This is a genomic window from Aquimarina sp. I32.4, assembly GCF_002924285.1.
GTDB lineage: Bacteria > Bacteroidota > Bacteroidia > Flavobacteriales > Flavobacteriaceae > Aquimarina.
In genome coordinates, this window is sequence record NZ_PGUB01000003.1 from 67,308 (window position 1) to 87,768 (window position 20,461).

Annotated in this window: 17 protein-coding genes; 14 read left to right on the plus strand and 3 right to left on the minus strand. The window is 32.4% G+C overall.

The window, feature by feature from the left end:
• Window positions 1-23 precede the first annotated feature (23 nt).
• Window positions 24-1,475: an HmuY family protein gene (locus tag CVD18_RS01130; protein ID WP_158250364.1), complete on the minus strand. Its 1,452-nt coding sequence runs from the start codon at window positions 1,473-1,475 to the stop codon at window positions 24-26.
• A 43-nt stretch (window positions 1,476-1,518) separates the two neighbouring features.
• A complete protein-coding gene (locus CVD18_RS01135) occupies window positions 1,519-3,663 on the minus strand; it encodes a TonB-dependent siderophore receptor (protein ID WP_103863616.1) in 2,145 nt (714 codons plus the stop codon).
• Between the two features lie 81 nt (window positions 3,664-3,744).
• Between CVD18_RS01135 and CVD18_RS01140 the strand changes: the two genes are divergently transcribed.
• The 12 genes from CVD18_RS01140 (at window position 3,745) to CVD18_RS01195 (ending at window position 18,461) form a co-directional block, all read left to right on the plus strand.
• Window positions 3,745-4,659, plus strand: coding sequence for a DUF6607 family protein (locus CVD18_RS01140; protein WP_103863617.1), 915 nt, complete (start codon window positions 3,745-3,747; stop codon window positions 4,657-4,659).
• 262 nt (window positions 4,660-4,921) lie between these two features.
• Complete coding sequence (locus CVD18_RS01145) at window positions 4,922-6,415, plus strand: ankyrin repeat domain-containing protein (protein ID WP_103863618.1); 1,494 nt, start codon at window positions 4,922-4,924, stop codon at window positions 6,413-6,415.
• 1 nt (window position 6,416) lies between these two features.
• Window positions 6,417-6,911 carry a DUF2271 domain-containing protein gene (locus tag CVD18_RS01150; protein WP_103863619.1) on the plus strand — a complete coding sequence of 165 codons (495 nt, stop codon included), beginning with the start codon at window positions 6,417-6,419 and terminating at the stop codon, window positions 6,909-6,911.
• Between the two features lie 433 nt (window positions 6,912-7,344).
• A complete protein-coding gene (locus CVD18_RS01155) occupies window positions 7,345-9,837 on the plus strand; it encodes a TonB-dependent receptor domain-containing protein (protein WP_103863620.1) in 2,493 nt (830 codons plus the stop codon).
• Between the two features lie 55 nt (window positions 9,838-9,892).
• The gene (locus CVD18_RS01160) at window positions 9,893-11,386 is read left to right on the plus strand and encodes an ankyrin repeat domain-containing protein (RefSeq protein ID WP_103863621.1); all 1,494 of its coding nucleotides are present in this window, start codon (window positions 9,893-9,895) and stop codon (window positions 11,384-11,386) included.
• Between the two features lie 5 nt (window positions 11,387-11,391).
• Window positions 11,392-11,889, plus strand: a complete 498-nt coding sequence (locus tag CVD18_RS01165; protein WP_103863622.1) for a DUF2271 domain-containing protein — start codon at window positions 11,392-11,394, stop codon at window positions 11,887-11,889.
• Between the two features lie 5 nt (window positions 11,890-11,894).
• Window positions 11,895-14,093, plus strand: coding sequence for a PepSY domain-containing protein (locus tag CVD18_RS01170; RefSeq protein WP_103863623.1), 2,199 nt, complete (start codon window positions 11,895-11,897; stop codon window positions 14,091-14,093).
• A 244-nt stretch (window positions 14,094-14,337) separates the two neighbouring features.
• Window positions 14,338-15,747, plus strand: a complete 1,410-nt coding sequence (locus tag CVD18_RS01175) for a hypothetical protein (protein WP_146052673.1) — start codon at window positions 14,338-14,340, stop codon at window positions 15,745-15,747.
• A gap of 1 nt (window position 15,748) precedes the next feature.
• The gene (locus tag CVD18_RS01180; RefSeq protein WP_103863625.1) at window positions 15,749-16,780 is read left to right on the plus strand and encodes a phosphoribosylaminoimidazolesuccinocarboxamide synthase; all 1,032 of its coding nucleotides are present in this window, start codon (window positions 15,749-15,751) and stop codon (window positions 16,778-16,780) included.
• Window positions 16,781-16,792: 12 nt separating this feature from the next.
• Window positions 16,793-17,101, plus strand: coding sequence for an AbrB/MazE/SpoVT family DNA-binding domain-containing protein (locus CVD18_RS01185; protein ID WP_103863626.1), 309 nt, complete (start codon window positions 16,793-16,795; stop codon window positions 17,099-17,101).
• 183 nt (window positions 17,102-17,284) lie between these two features.
• Window positions 17,285-17,827 carry an AAA family ATPase gene (locus tag CVD18_RS01190; RefSeq protein ID WP_103863627.1) on the plus strand — a complete coding sequence of 181 codons (543 nt, stop codon included), beginning with the start codon at window positions 17,285-17,287 and terminating at the stop codon, window positions 17,825-17,827.
• On the plus strand, window positions 17,817-18,461 hold the full coding sequence (locus tag CVD18_RS01195; RefSeq protein WP_103863628.1) for a hypothetical protein: 645 nt from the start codon (window positions 17,817-17,819) through the stop codon (window positions 18,459-18,461). Before CVD18_RS01190 ends, CVD18_RS01195 begins: the two co-directional genes overlap by 11 nt.
• A gap of 82 nt (window positions 18,462-18,543) precedes the next feature.
• Here the strand turns inward: CVD18_RS01195 and CVD18_RS01200 are convergent, their stop codons facing one another.
• The gene (locus tag CVD18_RS01200) at window positions 18,544-19,260 is read right to left on the minus strand and encodes a 3-ketoacyl-ACP reductase (RefSeq protein WP_103863629.1); all 717 of its coding nucleotides are present in this window, start codon (window positions 19,258-19,260) and stop codon (window positions 18,544-18,546) included.
• A gap of 644 nt (window positions 19,261-19,904) precedes the next feature.
• Between CVD18_RS01200 and CVD18_RS01205 the strand changes: the two genes are divergently transcribed.
• Together CVD18_RS01205 and CVD18_RS01210 are read left to right on the plus strand one after the other, a co-directional pair.
• Window positions 19,905-20,117: a hypothetical protein gene (locus tag CVD18_RS01205; protein WP_103863630.1), complete on the plus strand. Its 213-nt coding sequence runs from the start codon at window positions 19,905-19,907 to the stop codon at window positions 20,115-20,117.
• 41 nt (window positions 20,118-20,158) lie between these two features.
• A partial coding sequence (locus CVD18_RS01210) for a hypothetical protein (protein ID WP_199185028.1) occupies window positions 20,159-20,461 on the plus strand: 303 nt, incomplete at its 3' end.

A 20,461-nucleotide genomic window follows, 5' to 3' on the forward strand; every position in this document is an offset into this window, starting at 1 on the left:
GCTATAAAAATCAAAAAAACATATTATTGTAATAGAGTATATTCAAATTGAGGATATCCTCTTTCATTGCTTTCATTAACAACAGCAGTAAAACGAAGTTTATAATAATTTCCTGTAACATCTTTTAACACAAAATATCTATCATCTTTTACTATAGCTACAGGGCCTGCAAATGGATTACGCCATCCACTACCTATAATATTTCTTTTTGAATAATCTAATGATTCTTCATTCACATCAGACAATCTAAACTCCTTATAAGAAGGCACATCAAAGGTAGTAGTAACACCATCCTTTACTTTATAAGTAGTAACTTGATATAAACCAGTACCTCCTAATGTATTATGTAACACATAGTCACTATACGTTGGTCCATTTTCACCACCATAAACTCCTGCAAAGTTCAAATCCCAATCCTCTTTAGATGGTTCTACAGGTACAGTAGTATTATTAGTTAAACTAAATGCCACTACATTAACTTCTGGTTGTTTACTAATAGTAACTTCTTTAAAAGTATTTGCTTCTAATTCTGCATATTGAAGTTTATAATCATTTCCATCCATCAACACTCGTATCTTATACCAACCTCTTTCATCTCCAGAAATATTTATACTCCTAGGGCCAGGGCCATTTGGTATTGTGTTTCCCATGTATACCAAGTATACTTTATTATCCATTTCTGTAGAAGATACTGGAGTAATCGCAGTAGCACTTCCATCTCTATGATCTGCATATGGACCATACATAGAATAAGATTGTTTTACTCCAACTTTATATTCTTCTATGTTATTTACAGTTACATCACCAAAAGTTAAGGCTGGAGAAAAGGTAGTTGCACTTGTTACTGCATTTAAATCCGTAAATTGTGAAAGTTCTGCCGCTGTTACTGTTAGAGAAGAATTTAAAAACACTTTATTTTCTGTTCCCGAATGGAAAGCAATTTCCCATGTATCTCTTCTAACAGCAGTGGTTTTTTGAGTACTTAAATCAATATATATTTGATTAGGGTAGGTCACTCCACCAACCTCTGGAGCAATTGTTCCTCCAGTAGCAGGTGTTTCTGTAAAACTTACTGCTATATCAGTATTACCACTAATCAAACCATTGGCTATACTTACTTTTTCTATAGAAAATGATACTGTCTTAGTTTCTCCTTCAATGGGATTTCTTAATTTATTCAAAGTAAAAACAGCTCCTTTATCACCTTGTTTAAAATTAACAGTCAATGATCCTGTTTCTCCTGAAGGCACTGTGGTAAAATCTGCATTTGCTCCATATACTGCTTTATTTGCAGTATATTTTATAGTTAACGTTCCTGCTTCTTGTGCAGTACTTGAAAAAACGATCTTTATCTCTTTATTTTCGTCTGTGGTCGAAAAACTAACCGAGGGGTTCTCAAATGCTACAGCAAACTCTTGTGTTACTGTTGCATCATCATCGCTACTACATCCTGTTATGATAAAAAGTAGTAACATGGTTTTGATAAAAAATAAATTCTTATTCATTTTGGTGTGATAATTAAAATTTAAGGTTATAAACTAGTTTTAAAAAATAGGACCTTCCATAACCAAGTAGTATGGTTGATGGGGGCCCAGAATGTGCTCCACCTGCCGTAGCAGTGGTATTCACCCGGGTAATATCTAATAGGTTACGGGCTCCAAGAGTTAATTGTATTTTTCTATCTAAAAAATCTTTGCGTATAGATGCATCCAGCCAACTAAACTCATCTCGTTTTCCTCTTACGAGTACAGCTTCATCATTTTCATTTTGTCGTTCTACAAATTGTTGTCTGGGGCCATTATATTTATAAAATGCAGAGAATACCATCCCTATAGGTTTTGCAAAATAGGATACATTGGCATTCAATCGCATGGCATATAAGTAGTCATCATTATGTAACACTCTACTATCCAATACTTTTGACTCTCCCGACAAACCAATTCCTATATTAGCATTCAGGTTTTTATAATTCAGGCTGTTATTTAAAAAAGCGCCAATAGTTTTATATGAATCAATATTGATGTATTTAAATTGTAATGGAGCTTCGTTTACAACACTTAGTTCTATTCTGTCTGATAAATCCAAATAGTTAAGCGTTAATTTACTCAACATTTTAAGGTTGCTATCATTAGTCAAATCAAAGCTTTTCTTCAAATGCACAAAAATTGATGCTCCTTGTTCTGGTACTAGATCTTCATTTCCTCTTATATCATGATTAGCATCTACAAAATAAGTGTACAGCTCTGCATAACCTGGTAACCTAGGCGCAGACCCTACAACTCCTCTTAATTCTAATCCATTTGCAAAACTATAACGAGTGCTTAATGATACTGCCGCTTGGGCATTGAATGCAGAAGAAGCGAGTAGTCTTGCTCCTGGTCTAATAGAAAATTTATCATTGACATGAATTTCTGCAGAGCCAAATACATCATAAGAACCTAATTCTCTTTTTATATTTTCTCCATTAAAAGTTCCCGCAGAACTAGAAGCATACCCATCAATATGATTTACCTCATATCCTAACTGAAAATCAAAGCTTTCTTTTTGTAAAAAATTGCTAAAATTACCTTTGGAATAAAGTACTTTCCTGGATTCGTATTCAAACTTTTCTATATCAAACTTTTCTCTGGCTTTAATTCGATATCTAAACATTTCTACATTTCTTTTCTGCTGTTGGTAGGACAACGAAACATCATAGTTAAAGCTCGTTTTCCATTTTCCTAAAAAGTTAAGGTGATGATAAAAACGTTCTGAGGTAAAGGTAGCATCATTACCTACTGGATCACTGGTTTGTGTAGAAGGATTATAGTTTGGGTTTACCACTTGAGAAAACCGATTGATATTCTCATCAAAATATTCAAACTTGTAAAAGCTTCTAAATCCGTTTTCACCTCTATAATTTACTAATGCCTTAGCTGTATTTTGTAGTTTAGGTAACCACAAATACCCTCTTTTATCATCATTCAACTCATGATTTTTACCCTCTCTATCATCCCAAAATCCAGCAAAATCATTTCTTGTATACAATGCATTGGCATACCATCTGTCTGAGATATTATGCCCTACTCGTAGAGATTGAATATGTCTTCCTTTATCAAAAAAACCATATTCCTTTTCTACCGTCTCTTCTTGTATATAGGGGCTTATTTCCCATGTGTACTTTCCGTACTTTTTGGTGATAATATTAATCACTCCCGAAATTGCATTGGCACCATATTGTACACCCATAGAGCCTTCTACAATCTCTATTTGTTCGATATCATCCAGATTTAATTGCGTTAAATCTGTGTTATTACCCAAACCTTCATCATTAATTACAGGAATATTATCTATGAGTATTTTAAAATACCTACCATCCAACCCAAAAAGTTGAACCGATGATTTTCCTGTAGACCCATTGGGTATAATACTAATGTTTAATGACTGGTTTAATACATCAGCAAGGTTGTTTGCTGCTTGTTGTTCTATCTGTGCTCTACCAATTACCTTTACTTCAAAAACTGACTTGTTTATGGATTGTGGAGAATACTGACCTGTTACAATTACTTCCTCTAACTCTTCTGTCTTAACAGAGTCCTTTTTTACTTCATTCTCTTGGGCTGATATAAAACTGAAATAAAAAAGCAGAAAATAAAATAAAAAAGTATTTCTATTTAGATTCATTCTTAATAAATTTGCAACAAATATATATCTTATTTTAATTCAATCTAAATAAGAGTTGATAATTTTATTAAATATTCAAAAATGAGACGATTTACACTTTCATCGCTTTTATTACTAGCATTTGTATCTACTACAATAACAGCTCAGAATAAAAAAAAGCAAGATCAAAATGCCATAAAGAAAATGTGTGGCTGTTATGAGGTAACTTTCAATTTTGCCGAGACTTTTCAGTATAGCAATGATTCTCTTTACAAACCTTCAAAAACAAAAAGTGATAAAGCTTTAGAATGGGCTCAATTGGTTGAAGACGGTAAGGATAAGATTTCTATTCAGCATTTACTACAAGTAGGTTCCCCATCAAAACCATATATAGTAAAACACTGGAGACAGGATTGGGTATACCAAAACACAAACTTTTACATGTTTAATGGTAATAATTCATGGAAATATGAGAGCAAGCCAGATACTGATGTAAAAGGACAATGGACACAAAAGGTATATCAAGTTGATGATAGCCCTCGATATGAAGGTTCTGCTACTTGGGTACATGTAGATGGTAAAAGTTTCTGGGAGAACAGAACAGATGCTCCATTACCTAGAAGAGAATATACCAAAAGAAGTGATTACAACATTACAGTAAGAGGAAACAGACACGAGATCACTGATAATGGATGGGTTCATGATCAAGATAATGACAAAGTAATACGCGAAGAGGGGAAGCCTGATGTTGTTCTAGCAAAAGAAAAAGGATATAATACTTATGTAAAAGTAGATGATAGTAAATGTAAAGCTGCTGCAGATTGGTGGAAAGAACACAGTGAGAAATGGGCTTTAGTTCGTACTAAATGGGAAAAAGTATATGGTAGAAATACAGACCTTTCTCTAGAAGCTAAAGTTGATAATAAAGCATTATACAAACATTTATTTTCTGATAAATATACTGAGGAGAAAGATATCAATAAAGTCATTGAATCTTTTGTAATTCAAAAACCATAATACAAGTATCTAAACAGTAATCAATTATACCCGTTGTAACTTTTTTAGTCATAATTTTGATGTCTAATCAAGTTATTTCCTTAAGAATCTACAAAAGAGAATCTAGCAAGATGATTCTTTATACAGATGTATCTTATAGCAACGGTTGTAAGTAGAGAAAGGTAAAAATATGGTACTTTTACTCACTAAGTGAGATTTTAATTCTCTGAAGTAGTTTATTTATAATAGTAAAAGTACCACATAAATTTTTTAAGTCAGAAAAATGAAAATAATAAAAATAACAGTTGCTTTGGTTTTATTTGTAAACCTTTTACAAGCGCAAACAGAAAATATCTTTTTGACAAGAGAATTCTGGAAAACCAGCCCCTCAATAGAAACTGTTGAGCAAAAAATTACAGAAGGTCATAGTGCAACAGCCTTAAACTCTTATGGGTTTGATGCCGTAGCAAATGCTTTATTAGGTAAAGCACCAAATGCTACGATAAAACACTTACTATCAAAAAAAGGAAATGAGGTCAACAAGCTTACCCATGATAAAAGAACCTACGTTTTTTGGGCTGCCTATGCAGATAATGTAGAAATGATGAAATATCTGATCGCTAATAAAGCTAGAATGGATATGAAAGACGCTCACAACTTTTCTGTATTAACTTTTGCTGCCGCTACAGGACAAACTAATAAAGAGATTTATGATCTATGTATCAAAAATGGTATTGATATACAAAAAGATATTGATGAAGATGGTGCAAACGCATTACTGTTATTAATTCCGCATGTAAAAGATTTTGCTCTTATTGATTACTTCACCTCAAAAGGGTTGGATATTATGAGCACAGATAAGAATGGCAATGGTGTATTCAATTATACCTCACGAGCAGGAAACACAAAAATACTTGATCAATTGATCAAAAAAGGAGTTCCTTATAAAAATCTTAATAAAAAAGGAGAAAATGCAATGATCTTTGCCAGCCAAGGTACTAGACAAGGCACCAACCCTTTGAGTTTTTTCAAATATTTAGAAAAATTGGGAATCGATCCCAATATCACCACCAAAGAAGGAGTTACTCCTTTACATTCTTTGGCTTACTCAAACAAAGATGTTGCTGTATTTAACTATTTTATAGATAAAGGTGTTGATGCTAGCAAAAAAGATAATAAAGGAAATACAGCTTTATTAAATGCATCTTATGAAAATACATTGGAGGTTATAAAACTACTAGCTGGTAGAACCAGTGCAATAAATGATACTGACAAAAACGGGCGTTCTGCATTAACCAATGCTATTGAATATAATACTACCGATGTGGTTGAATTTTTAATTGCGCAAAAAGCCGATATTGCCGTTACTGATACCAAAGGAAATACGCTTTCTAAATATGTAATAGCATCCTACAACCCTAAAGAAGCTGACAAATTCAAAAAAAAGGTAGCCTTGCTAACCAACAACGGATTTGATATGACCCAACCTCAAAAAGATGGAAATACATTATACCATCTAGCCATAGAAAAAAAGAATTTGGAGTTGCTAAAACTAATTAAGAAATATACTATTGACATCAATGCCAAAAATAGTGAAGGAATGACTGTATTACATAAAGCAGCGATGACAGCAAAAAACAATACAATATTAGAATATCTTTTATCTGTTGGTGCTGATAAAAACATCAAAACTGGTTTTGAAGAGTCTGTATTTGATTTGGCAAGTGAAAATGAAGTATTAAAGACAAATAATGTTGATCTAAATTTCTTAAAGTAAAATGAAAAAATCCTTAATATTTAAATTGTTTCCGATACTTGTACTAACCCTTTTTACTGTATTTGGATTCAAAAGCACAACAGATAGTAGTTCATATAAGTGCATGATACAAATGACTAATTATACGGGAGAAGGCGCTTATGTTGTTATTTCTTTGATGAATCCAGACGGAAACTATGAGAAAACATTATATATCCTGGGCGATGATGAAGAATGGTATCACGACATCGCTAGTTGGTGGAGTTTTTATGGTAAAAAACGTTCAAACATTGATGCAATCACAGGGGCAACATTAAGTGGTGGTGAACGAAGCATTAGTATTATTAAAATTGATAATGATAAAATTGATGCTGGATATAAAATTCGTTTTGAAACGGCTGTAGAAGATAAAGAATACTACAAAGACGATATCGAATTTGAACTTACATCTGAAACGGTAAAAAGTAAAGTAGATGGTAAAGGATATATACGCTATATTCGTATGATGCCACAGTAAAACACCTTATAAGCACAATACAACTAACTAAATAATCATCTCAATCTGAAGATATAGTTACCTTATGTTGACTATATCTTCTTTTTTTTTCACGGCTTCTTGTTATCTGTACTAAAGGAAAAATCAAGAATTATTACGTCTTAGATACCTTCCTATTAACACCAATAAAGACTCCTTTTATTGGATCATTTTAACATCACATTAAGTGCTAAACAATTTATTTTCAATAAAATAAAAAGAGAATCATAGCATCTTTTCTCCTCATTTTATACAACTTATAAATAAGTTCTTCAATATCCAAGGGCTCATACTCTATTATTTTACACTATAACAGCAAAAAAAGTACCAATAAAACACCTTGTTATAAAATAAAACATAATTTTGTTGTTTTAATTCAATCTAAATAAAAATAATAAATCAACAATTAAACAAAATGAAAATTATAAATACCGTAATTATTTGTGCATGCTTTATGCTTACAATGGTTGTAAGTGCACAAAATAATAACTCGACAATAAAAGGAACAGTTTCTGATGAAAAAGGAAACAGTGTAGAAAGTGCAACCATACAAATAAAAGGAGCTGATAAAGGGGCTATCACATCTACCATAGGAAGTTATGTGTTATCCAATATTACTACTCAAAAAGTAACTCTACAAATATCAAAAACTGGTCATCAAACTATATATAAAGAAGCCACATTAACTAGTGGAGAAAACATCGTAAATATCACTTTACCATCAAAAATAGAACAACTAGGCGAGGTTACTCTAAATGGTCAAAAGATCAAAAGTCAGAATAATACAGTCGTATCTTCTAATAAACTTGGGGTCAAAGCTATTGATATGCCTAATTCTTCTGGAATCATATCTGGTAATTTGATAAAAGAGCAACAAGCTTTAACATTAGGGGAAGTTATCTCGAATGTATCGGGTGTATTTCAGTTCAACAAAGGATATGGCGGAACATCAGAAACATTTGCTGCAAGAGGAATTAGTCTTCGTTATTTAGGGTTTATGTTTAGAGATGGTACTCGTTTTGGTACCAATCAATCTTTGGGAACACCAGAGTTGCAAGCTTTTGAAAAAATAGAAATCCTCAAAGGTGGGGCCGCAATTAATTTTGGGTATATCTCTCCTGGTGCTACTATAAATTATGTTACCAAAAAACCCGTGTTTGAGACTAAAGGAACTGTTTCTATGCGGGTTGGCAGTTATGATTATTACAAACCAACTGTAGATTTCAACGGATTGATCAGTGATAAGCTTGCAATACGCATAGTTTCTACTACTGATATTGCGCAAAGCTTTAGAGAAAATGTAGAATCTAAAAGAATCTTTAACTACGGAGCTTTACGATACAAGGCCTCTGAACAGAGTTATTTTGACTTTAATATTGATTATACAATAGATGAAAGACCAAGAGATTTTGGTCTGCCAATTTTTGAAAACCAGATTATCACAGGATATGAAACTGTAGATGGTAAAGAAAAGCCAGTTTATATGCAAACAGAAGGTACACAAAGACTCTATTCTGGGATTACAAAAGATATACGAGATCGTTTTCTTGGTAGTTCTTTTAATCAAAGAAACTCTACTCAATTAAACTCAAACCTCGCTTTTCATACTAACTTAAATGAAAACTGGAACCTGAGTGTAAGTACAGGACTGTCATTTTCTGCATATGATTATCAACAAACAGGGAGTGGATTTAGAAATAAATACATACAAGAAGGAAATGACATTCAAATTATAAGAACTCTAGAAACAGCAGATTGGGAAGAAGAAACTTTTGGAGCGCAAGCTAACTTAAGAGGTAAGTTTGATTTCTTGGGGATGACAAATAATCTAAGTATTAATATTGATTATGACAATAGAACGCAACTTTCTCATAGTTTCCCTTTTGAAAGAAATTTAGATACCATTTATCTATTTAACAGAAATGCAGTTCAAAGCCCTGGTCTTAATCCAGAAAAATTTAGAACCACAAAAACAACCTTCAGAGGATTAGGAATTTCTGTACAAAACCTAGTTAATGTTACAGATAAATTCAATGTTTTAGCTTCTTTACGATTAGACAATGTAAGTGGAGCATCAAAAAACACTCATTTTCAAAATTCTGAAGATATAAAAGGTCAATTCAGAGGTAGAGCTACTTTTAGAGCAGGTGATGTGGTTATTACAGAACATGATGATATAGCTCTTACTCCTAGTGCTGGATTGGTATATAAGTTTTTTGAAGCAAACTCAATATATGCGAGTTACACAAATTCATTCAGACCAAATACCAGAGCCTACTTGGATATAAATGATAAAGTACTAGCTCCATATTATACAGATCAGTATGAAATAGGAACAAAAAACTCATTCTTTAATGGTAAAATAGAAACAAACCTTTCTTATTATATCATTAATGACAAAAGTTACCTTGCTGTACAAGGAGAAGATGATAGATACGAGATAGGGTCTGGAACAGAATATAAAGGACTAGAATTTGATATATCTACCACTCCTTTCAAAGGATTATTCTTAAGCGCTAATTACTCATATATTGATGCAGAGTTTGGTGCAGGAGGCTCTAGAAAAGAAGGAACAAGACCACAACAAACACCAGAACATCAGATAGGGTTTTGGTCAAAATATAAATTTGACCAAGGGATACTTAAAAATTTCTCTCTTAATGTTGGAGGACAATACACTAGTGAGCGTCTTGGTAATGACGTATTTACCCGAAGTACAGTACTACCCTATGTACAGGAATCCTACACCTTATTAAATGCTGGTGCAGCCTATGAATCTAAGAAAATAGATGTGGCTCTTAGAGTATCTAATCTATTAGATGAATTTGTATTTTTCTCTTATAGAACTGGTAGTGTAAACCCTATAGACCCAACAATGGTCTCTCTTACAACTACTCTCAAATTTTAATATATACAAAGCCCAGTTATATCAAAATTTAACTGGGCTACATAAATTATCACAAATGAAAACACAAATAATATCAATAACCGCTATTCTTGTTTTTAGCTTCTTTACCCAAGCACAAAACAAAAACATTTTTCTTCAAAGAGATTTCTGGAAAAAGAAACCTGACATAGAAACGATACAAAAGAAAATTAACGAAGGGCATTCTATTTATGAATCTAACTCACATGCAATGGATGCTGTGAGTTATGCTATTTTAGAAAACAACCCTACTCCTACTATTTCTTACCTAATTGATAAAGGAATAGATGTAAACAAACTTACGCATGATAAACGTACTTATATTTTCTGGGCAGGGTACAAAGGAAATCTAGAGTTGATGAAGTATCTCATTGATAAAAAAGCAAAGACAGATATCAAAGATGCACATGGCTATTCTTTAATTCAATTTATTGCTTTGGGAGGTGTAAATAATAAAGAAATTTATGATTTTTGCATACAGAATGGAAGCGATATTACAGAAAAAGATAAAAAAGGTAGAAACATCTTATTATTGTATGCCCAAAATATCAAAGGCAAAGACATGCTAGATTATTTTACAAAGAAAAATATATCTATACACAGTACTGATACTGATGGTAACGGAATTTTTAATTATGCTGCTAAAGCAAGAAATAAAGAAGCACTAGAACTACTGATTAAACAAGGAGTTTCATATAAAGCAAATCCAAAAACAAATGAAAACGCATTTCTTTTTGCTACAAAAAGAAGACATAGAAGCACGACAAAAGTAGAAATATCATTTCTACAGTATCTAGAAAATCTAGGATTAGATCCTCTATTAGTTTCTAAAACAGGAAACTCCGCATTAAACAACATTTCATCTTCTGTAAAAAACATTGAAGTATTTAATTATTTCATTCAAAAAGGAGCAAACATAAACCAAGTTGATCAAAACGGGAATACACCATTAATAGGAGCTAGTTTCAGAAATACAAAAGAAATTGTTTCTTTGTTGCTCAAAAAAACAAAGGATATTAATTATCAAAACAATGATGGTTACACTGCACTAACCAGAGCAATAAGAAGTAACACAGTAGACATTGTTGAATTTTTAATAAAAAATGAAGCTGATATTACATTAAAAGACAAAAAAGGATATGACATGGGATATCATCTGGTAGATGGATATAGAAGAAACATTGGTGAGTTTGCTACAAAGATGAACACATTAACGTCTAATGGGTATACTATTAACACCTTGCAAAAGGATAGCAATACATTGTTGCACCTAGCTGTCAAAAAAGGAAAGCTAGAATTAGTAAAACAATTAGTAGCATTGCAAATAGATATCAATTCCAAAAACAAAAATGGATATACCGCTTTGCACATTGCAGCTATGACTGCAAAAGAAGATGCAATCATAAAATTCTTACTAGAATCAGGAGCAGATAAAACTATTAAAACAGAATTGAATGAATCTGTTTACGATTTAGCCAAAGAAAATGAAATATTGCAACAGAAAAAAATCAAACTAACCTACCTAAATTAAACACCATGAACCGTATATATAAAACTATAACAACCATAGGGTTTGTAGCATTGATGTGTACTACTCTTGCTTTTACCTCATCAAACAATACTCATGTAACCTATAAATGTATTGTACAATTAACTAACTATTCTGGAGAAGGTGCTTATATTGCAGTATCTCTAATAAATCCTGATGGGGCATATGAAAAAACATTATATATGTTTGGAGATGATGAGGAATGGTATCCTGATTTTAAAGAATGGTGGCCGTTTTTTAATGCTAAAAAAGAAAACATTGATGCTATCACAGGAGAATCAATAATAGGAGGCGAACGAAAAATTATAAGTTTAAAAATGGACTCTTCAAAAATAGATGCAGGGTATAAGTTACGATTTGAAACTGCTGTCGAAGATAAAGAATATTACAGTAACGACGCTGAAGTAGTATTCAGCTCAGAATCCATAAAAAATAAAGTAGCAGGTAACGGTTATATTCGTTACATACGAATGATCCCTAACTAAATTTTATGACAATTTCAATCTGGAGATATAGTCACCTTGCACTGGCTATATCTTCTTTTATTTTTTTATTACTAGTTTCTATCACAGGAGGTGTTCTAGCATTAGAACCTATATTAGAAAAAAGCCACCCTTACAGTGTTAAAAATGCTTCACAACTTACTATTGCCCAAACCATAAATATTGTAAAAAAGAACTACGATGAAGTTATTAGTATAAAAAGAGATAAAAATGGATTTATTCTCTTAGAAGCCACTACTACATCGGGTAATAATACATTTTACATAAACCCTTTTACTGGTAAAAAAATTGGGGATATTATCAAGCAAAAAGCTATTTTTAAATTTATGACCAATCTACATCGGTCCTTATTTTTAAAATCATTAGGTAGAATTTTTATTGGTATTACCTCTTTTTTACTATTTCTTATTACTATTTCTGGAGTTTTTCTAATTATAAAACGACAAAATGGAATTAAAAAATTCCTTTCTAAAGTTATAAAAGAAAATGCTTCTCAATATTTTCATATTATTTTTGGGCGATTAACCCTTATCCCAATCATTATTCTATCGCTTACAGGAGCGTATTTATCTCTCTTACGATTTGAGATTATCCCAAATAAAAAAATAGAACTTGTAACAGACCAATATAGTTCTACTAATGACAGAAAAATTCAACCTATACACTTTCCTGTTTTTAAAAATATCTCTCTATCAGAAGTAAGAGAACTTACTTTTCCGTTTTTTGAAGATGAAGAAGAGTATTACCATCTTAAACTAAAAGATAAAGAAGCTTACATTCATCAATTTACAGGAGCTATCGTAAGCGAACAGAAATACCCTTTCTCTGCATTATTATCTAACTTGAGTCTCAATTTACACACAGGAAAAGGCAGTATCATCTGGTCTCTTATCATAGGCATATCTACCCTATGTATTCCCTACTTTATATACTCTGGTTTTGTTATGACCCTCAAACGAAGAAAGAAAAGTAAGGTTCTCAAAAACAACTTTCACAAAGACAAAGCAGAATATATCATTCTAGTAGGTTCAGAAACAGGAAATACCTTTGAGCTTGCAAGGCTTTTTTATAATGCATTAATTGATTTGGGTAAAACAGTCTTTATTACAGAGTTAAATGCTTATACCTCTTATAAAAAAGCAGAACACATAATTATTTTTACAGCCACTTATGGTAAAGGAGAACCTCCTGCAAATGCCAAAAAATTTAAACGCTCTTTTGCCAAAATCACTCCTATAAAAGAAATACATTTTTCTGTAGTCGGCTTGGGTTCTTTGGCATATCCAGATTTTTGCAAGTATGCTATTGATATAGATCATATGCTACAATCACACCCCAAGTTCATACCAGTAACTGGCATTCATAAAATAAATAATCAATCTTTTGAAGCCTTTAAAACCTGGTCTTCAAAATGGAGTAAAAATACTGGGTTACCTATTCAGGTATCTCCTCCAAAAAGAAATATAGACATCAAAAAACATCAACAATTTTTGGTTATCGAGAGATCTTCGTTAAATATCGATGATACATTTTTACTTCGATTACGACCAGAGAAAAAAACACAATTTACTTCTGGAGACTTATTAGCTTTTTATCCCAAAAGTGACTCTATAGAACGCTTATATTCTATTGGTAAAATAGATGGAGATATCTTATTAAGTATCAAAAAGCATAAATACGGTATTTGTTCTACCTATTTTAGCCAACTTATTGAGAATGATACAATCACTGCATTAATTCGATCAAATCCTCATTTTAATGTACCAAAACGTACTAAAGGGATGGTAATGATCGCAAACGGAACTGGAATTGCCCCTTTTCTAGGTATGATCAATGAAAATCATAACAATGCACAGGCAACTCTTTTTTGGGGAGGAAGAAATGAAGAATCAAAAACATTATACAATCCTATCATACAAGAAGGTCTTGACAATAGAACATTACATTCATTTTTCCCTGCATACTCCAGAGTACATCAAGAAAAAATCTATGTCCAGCATATTGTAGAAAAAAATGCGCCACTTATCGCAAGTACACTTCATAAGAAAGGAATTGTATTTATTTGTGGATCTATTATTATGCAAAAAGATGTGCTTTATGTAATAGACCAAATTTGTTTGCAAATAAATGGCAAACCTCTAAGTTATTATCAGAATAAAGGACAACTCAAAATGGATTGTTATTAACCCTTTTTTTCTATGTAGTGTATTTTACTTAAAAGTGACCTTATATTATTTTTATAATATATCGCCTGCACTAGTTTTTCTACCTCCTATTACCTCTAGCCAAAACATTGTGCAATTCACTTTAAAACAAGTGTTTAACCTCAAAAAATTGGAGGCAACACCCCCTCTCTACAACACTATTATTTAGTATCTTCATATACTCCCAATTGCGCTATATTTTTATTTACCAATTTAACAGATAAACGTGTTTTTTTATCCAGATCAAAATATAGATATTTTAAGCATTTCGGGTATTCCCTATGTCGGGCATCAGTTAATTTATATGCCTCCAAACTGGAAAAACACGACTCCTACTCCATACACAATCTTTATTATGGATGAAGAGCTTACACCTAATCAATACGAAGCATTTTTTAAACAAATTGTATTATTAGAAGCTCCCAACCCTAGAGTATTCACTCCTAGGGTATTGGAATATGCTTCTTTGTTTCATCCTTGCTTTTTTGAAGCTTTGATAAATAGTAGTAAAGAAGCAATAACCCCATTAAATGATTTTATTTCAACATTAAAAAGAAGAGAAATAACAATTCCGTTTTCTTCATCTATCACTATTTCTAATGGGTTACATTGGTTACAATCGATGGTTTTTTTATCTGGAGTTACACTTAGTGCTGCAATTATACAAAACAGATGGTCCTCTGGGACTATAGAGAGTAAGCTCAATCGTTTATGGCAAGCCAGTTGTACCATCGAGATGACTAATAGCAAAGGTATCACCAAACAAGAGATCAGAGATTTTATTCTGAAAATGGTTCCTTATTTATCCAAAAACCCACTTTTAGTATTAAAAAAACTAAAACTCTTTTACTCAAAACTACTTACAGAATTGGTCAAGGACATTCCATCAGAACAAAAAATAATGGAAACCCCCAAATTAACTCCTGCTCAAAAAGAACGCTTTGGTTTTATTACTGATCTCAAAAAACTGCTAGATACAAACCTAGAAGCTGTTATCTTATATGGATCTGCTACCAATAGCCAACAATTTTCTGATTATGATCTTATTGTTGTTGTAAAAAATATAGAAGATGCCCTCAATGTATTACAAGGTACATCACCTTTGTATAATGGTATAGAATTAAACATTAGTGTATTTGGCACCATTGATTTCTGGGCCTATCAACTAGCATCAGGAGATAACTTATACGACCACGGTATATGTTTATATGGTAACATTACGGTTCCTCATAAAAACACCAATGATCTACTACTACGTAACCTTAGTTTTGGTTTTATACGATTCAGGCAACTTATGGGCATGGGGTCTTATGTGCAACATATAACCAGTGAGGATGATGACAAAAGAAACCTACTAGACTATTTTATAAAAATACCGCTAAATATTTGCAAAGGTATCGAAGGCTGTGTAGGAGCTGTAAGCACCAATGAAGATATAAAAAAATGGGCAGAAGAAACCTTGGATTTTGATGTGCAAATGCTGAAAAAAATATCCAGAGCAGGAGATCATACCAAGGCAATTGCCAAATCAACCTGGGCTGCACAAGAGGTATTACATTATTATGACCAAAAACTCAACATAACAAGACAAAAGAAACAACCAACAGAAAATAAACACCTTATAAAAATTCATTAAAATGATCGTTACAGACAATCAAGTATTAAAAGTAAACCTTATTCAAGAGAATTTCCCAAAAGAACTTCTTATACAAGTCAAAGAAAGACTGCTAGAGTTGGATATAGAAACCGAAATTGTTGCTGATCAAAGTGAAGCTACCAACTCTAAAACTGTAGTATTTGATTTTCAAGAATCGCAAAAATCTCAACAATTATCGGTCGATGATTGCATTGAACAAATTATTCAGAAAATACCTTTTGATTTTGATGAGCTTCCTCTATTGATTGAAGGAGAAAGTAAGATTGTTAAGTTATTAAATTCTAAAATCGTTGTAGAGCAGTTTAAACCTACAGTATACTCTTATACACATAACCGTTACGGGATTGTTGAAAAAACAGATGACCTAAGAGTCAAGTTTACTTCAGAAGTGTTCAGGAGGATGAGAAAAAATGCCACCGAAACTGGAAAAGAATTAAAAAACGCATTTCTTGCTTGTATAGAGCATCCCCAAGGATTGTTATTGGTTCAACAACGGGTTAATACCAGTAATCTAGAAGTACGCGTAAAACGGTACCACGTTGGATCTCCTGTACATAGATATCGGTATACAGAACAATATCACACCCTACAAAAAGGGCATAGCCCTTTAAAAAAATGGAGTCGCTTTGATCGTCCTATCGTTTGCTTTGATTGGAGAAACCCTTTGACCGATGAGAATGATGTGCGATTAGCCGATGAACCTATCTCTGATGATTATGCATCTATCTGGATAAAAGATGTAGCAAAAGCCAAGAAACTAGCTTCAGAAACTTTTGAATGGTTAGAATCTCTATTTGCAAAATCAAATTTGGTACTAGTAGATATCTGCTTCTTTATTGATGAAGATGGAACTTCTGTATTTGGAGAAATCAGCCCTGATTGTATGCGCGTAAGATCAGGAATACATCCCGATGATACCAGTTATGATAAAGACTTATGGCGAAAAGGAGAAAAAGAAAGTACCGTAGCTCAAAAATATGAAGAGCTATATCAATTAATATTTAACAATTAAATTTTCTTAATTATGGACTTAAAAGTAAAAAACAAACGTATGAAAATGTCTCCCAATGGGGTCATCACACTTCCTGTTTCTGCAAGAAAAGCACTAGGAATGAAAATTAATGAAGGTTCTGAAGTAAGTGTAAAAGTAGAAAAAAACAAAGTGATCCTTTCTGGAAAAGCTGGAAAAGGAGATAAAACTTGGCGTATCTCTAAAAAAGGAATAATGGAACTAAAAGAAGAAGCCAAAGCTCTTTTAGAAAAAAGTAAAGGAAGGCATTATTGGCTCGAACTTGATGATAAGAAAAAACAAGCTAGTCTATCTATCTATTAATCTAAGTTTGATATGATATTGTTTGATAATCAAGTCAGTTGTATATAATTTAATATCCTATTCTTTACAGGGGCATATTGTACGATCATTTTTTATAAACACCTACCCTCATCATTCTTATAAAAATGAGGGCTAGAAGACTAATCTCTCAATATTCATGTAGAACGAACATACTATTCTACTATGAAAAAAATGTTAACATATCCAATTATAGCTTTGGATGGGCACGATGGAGTTGGAAAAACGACACTAGCAAAAAGATTAGCAGAAACAAATTGTGGAATTTATGTTCGGCCATTTGGAGGCAGTACAGGAATAAAATTAATCCAAGCTGCCGAAGCAAAATCCTATGAAAAAGTTATAGAAATAGGCAAAAATGCCATCGAGAAAGAAACAGAATCTGAACACGCTAAGCCTTTGATTTTTGATAGGCATTGGATAACGGTTTTATCACTTCTGCCGAAACAATACTGGAAATGCTGGCCCAAACCAGTACATACATTTCTTTGTTCGGCAGATTTGGAGACCATTAAAAGTAGAATCGCACCAAGAAAAGAAAAAAAATTTGATGACAACTATCATAGTCATTATTTACATACATACATTCAGATAGCAAAAGAATGTAATTGTGTTGTGATAGATACCGATCAATTATCTATCACACAAGCATGTAAAAACATTGAATCTTTGATAGGCCTAAAAAAAATTGAACCAAGTGAGAAATAACATACACCATCGTGAATTAGTTTTGGGATTTGGAAAAGGAAGAGGGTTAGACGAAATCAGTCGTTGTTTTACTTTCTATCAGACTCCTATGTTTAAAGATTTTATAAATTCTAAGATACCTTATTTCAAAGACACACAAAATAATCTTATCTGTATAAAAGTGCGTCACGCCGATCTAGAGTGGATGCTAAAAGAACAACATATTGATATTGCACTGGGCAGCTCTGTATGGTTTAACAACAACAGTCAAGCATATGAATCTTACCATCTAAATAACAAGACCAACAAACCTTGTCGATTATCTGTAATTGCAAAAAGGCCAATACAATACCATGACGGGATGAGGGTTGTGACCAAGTTTCCTAAACTAACACAAAATTTCTTTGCAAAAAAAGGATACATCGTTCAAGTTAAATATATGTCTGGATGCCACGAGAATGCATTGATGCTTGATTTTGCAGATGTCATTATAGATATTATTGAAACTGGAAATACTATAAAAAAATTGAATTTAATAGAGATCGAGACTATCAAAAATGTAAGCCATAAAATGTATATCAGGAGTCATTCTGATTATGAAAAAATTTATCCTTATTTATCTCGTACTATGACTCAAGAATTGGAAGAATTATAACCCTTTTGCACTAGTATAAAAAATGCGCTTATAGCGCATTTTTTATTATAATTTATCCAAGAGATTACACACTCTTTTTAATTTACGGATTTGTAGACCATAAAGAAGCATTTTTAAGCATTGCTCTTCTTGGTAATTGTAATGTAGCAACTACTAATTCTGCAAAATCTTCTGGTTGTAATACGCTTTCAGGATTTCCATCGGTGATTCCTAAATCCAATGACATATCAGATGCAATGGTACTAGGAGTCAATGTACATACTCTAATATTATTTTTACGCACCTCTTTCATTAATGATTCAGACATCCCAATAACTGCAAATTTTGATGCAGAATATGCAGAAGTATTTGGGTTTCCATTTAATCCAGCGGTTGAAGAAACGTTGATAATATCTCCTTCATTTTTTTCTATCAGATAAGGTAACACTTCTTTGGTTACATAGTACATCCCTAATAGATTGGTTTGAATGATATTGGTCCATTGGCTTACCTCCATCTCATTAAACGATCCAAACGCAGCAATTCCTGCATTATTCACTAATATATCTACCGATCCAAGATCAGAAACTATATTTTTAATTCCTTTTTTTACTTCTTCATAATTACCTACATCAAAAACAGCATAGGTAGCATGTATTCCTAATGCTTTTAATTCTGATACTGTTTCTTGTAGTGTTTTTTCATTTCTTCCTGTTATAGCAATATCAGTTCCTTCTTTTGCAAATGCAATTGCAGTGGCTTTTCCTAATCCTCTACCGCCTCCAGTTATGATTACTTTTTTACCTTTTAATTTACTCATTTTAATGGGCTTTATTTTTTAAATAAAAATTAAGTTTAGTTAGTATACTATCACTCATACTAATAAACTCATTTACAATTTCTTATTTTTAGCAAATCGAAAAAGTGTAAATGAGTTCAATACAATAAAAGCAATATCTTTTGCCGCTATAATCAATCAAATGATCTACTGATTATAATGACAAAAGATACTGCCAAATCAAAGGTATTTATTGGTATTGATGTATACAAGAGATGTTGAAAAATTAATACGAATATCACTTTTTTTTAGTAGTTTTTTAACGCTACTCCTTCTTTTGGTGATCGTACTACTTAAAACGTATTTCTACCTTGATTAATCTAACAAATCACTACCATCAACCCACTATTTATCTGTTTATAAATTGTCTTGCAACATTTTACTAGGAACTAGAATGTTTTTCCATTTTCTTGCTGTATTGTCTGGATCGGCAAGATCTTTCTTCATGGTTGCTAATACTTCTTCCCAATGCTTTTCTGCTGCTTTGGTAGCTCCATCTTTTGCCTCACCCCCTTTACTTTCTTGCCAAGGGCCATTTCTACTACCAAATTTCTCTCCTGTATGTTGGGTTTACGACAAATTTCCCTTTTTGTTAAAATTTAGTATTTTTATTAGAAACATATTTAATGGATATAAAGACTCAAGCCTCGTTAATCTTCGACAAACATTTTGAACAATGGTTATCTGATCCTTCTCGTATGGAGAATGGATATCAATACGAATCTACGTACGCTGCAATGATGTCAAATGTTGAGCAAGAAGTTTTACAATTATCTGTTGGTCGTGTTCCCAAGAGCAAGAACTTAAAAAAAAACTACAAACCAGATTTGGAAAGATAGAATCCTGCAAGTCTCATGTTATTGCTCAATCTCCAGGTTTTATGGGTATTAGTAGTTTGGCTCAAGAAACCATGTGCTATATGGGTCAGTATTTGGTATTTAGTGAAGCAGAAGATGTGATCAATAATTTGACAGGTGCAGGGGTCAATGCCAAGCAAATAGAGCGTGTTTGCCACAAATATGGACAATGGATTGAAGATGCTGATAATGCGGTTATCAAAAATCTGGTTTATAAAGAATATGAATCAGGTAAAGCGGATGAACTTCATTATGTTAGTGTAGATGGGGCTATGTACCTAACAAGAGAGGAAAGTTGGAAAGAGAGTAAAGTAGCGGTAAATAGC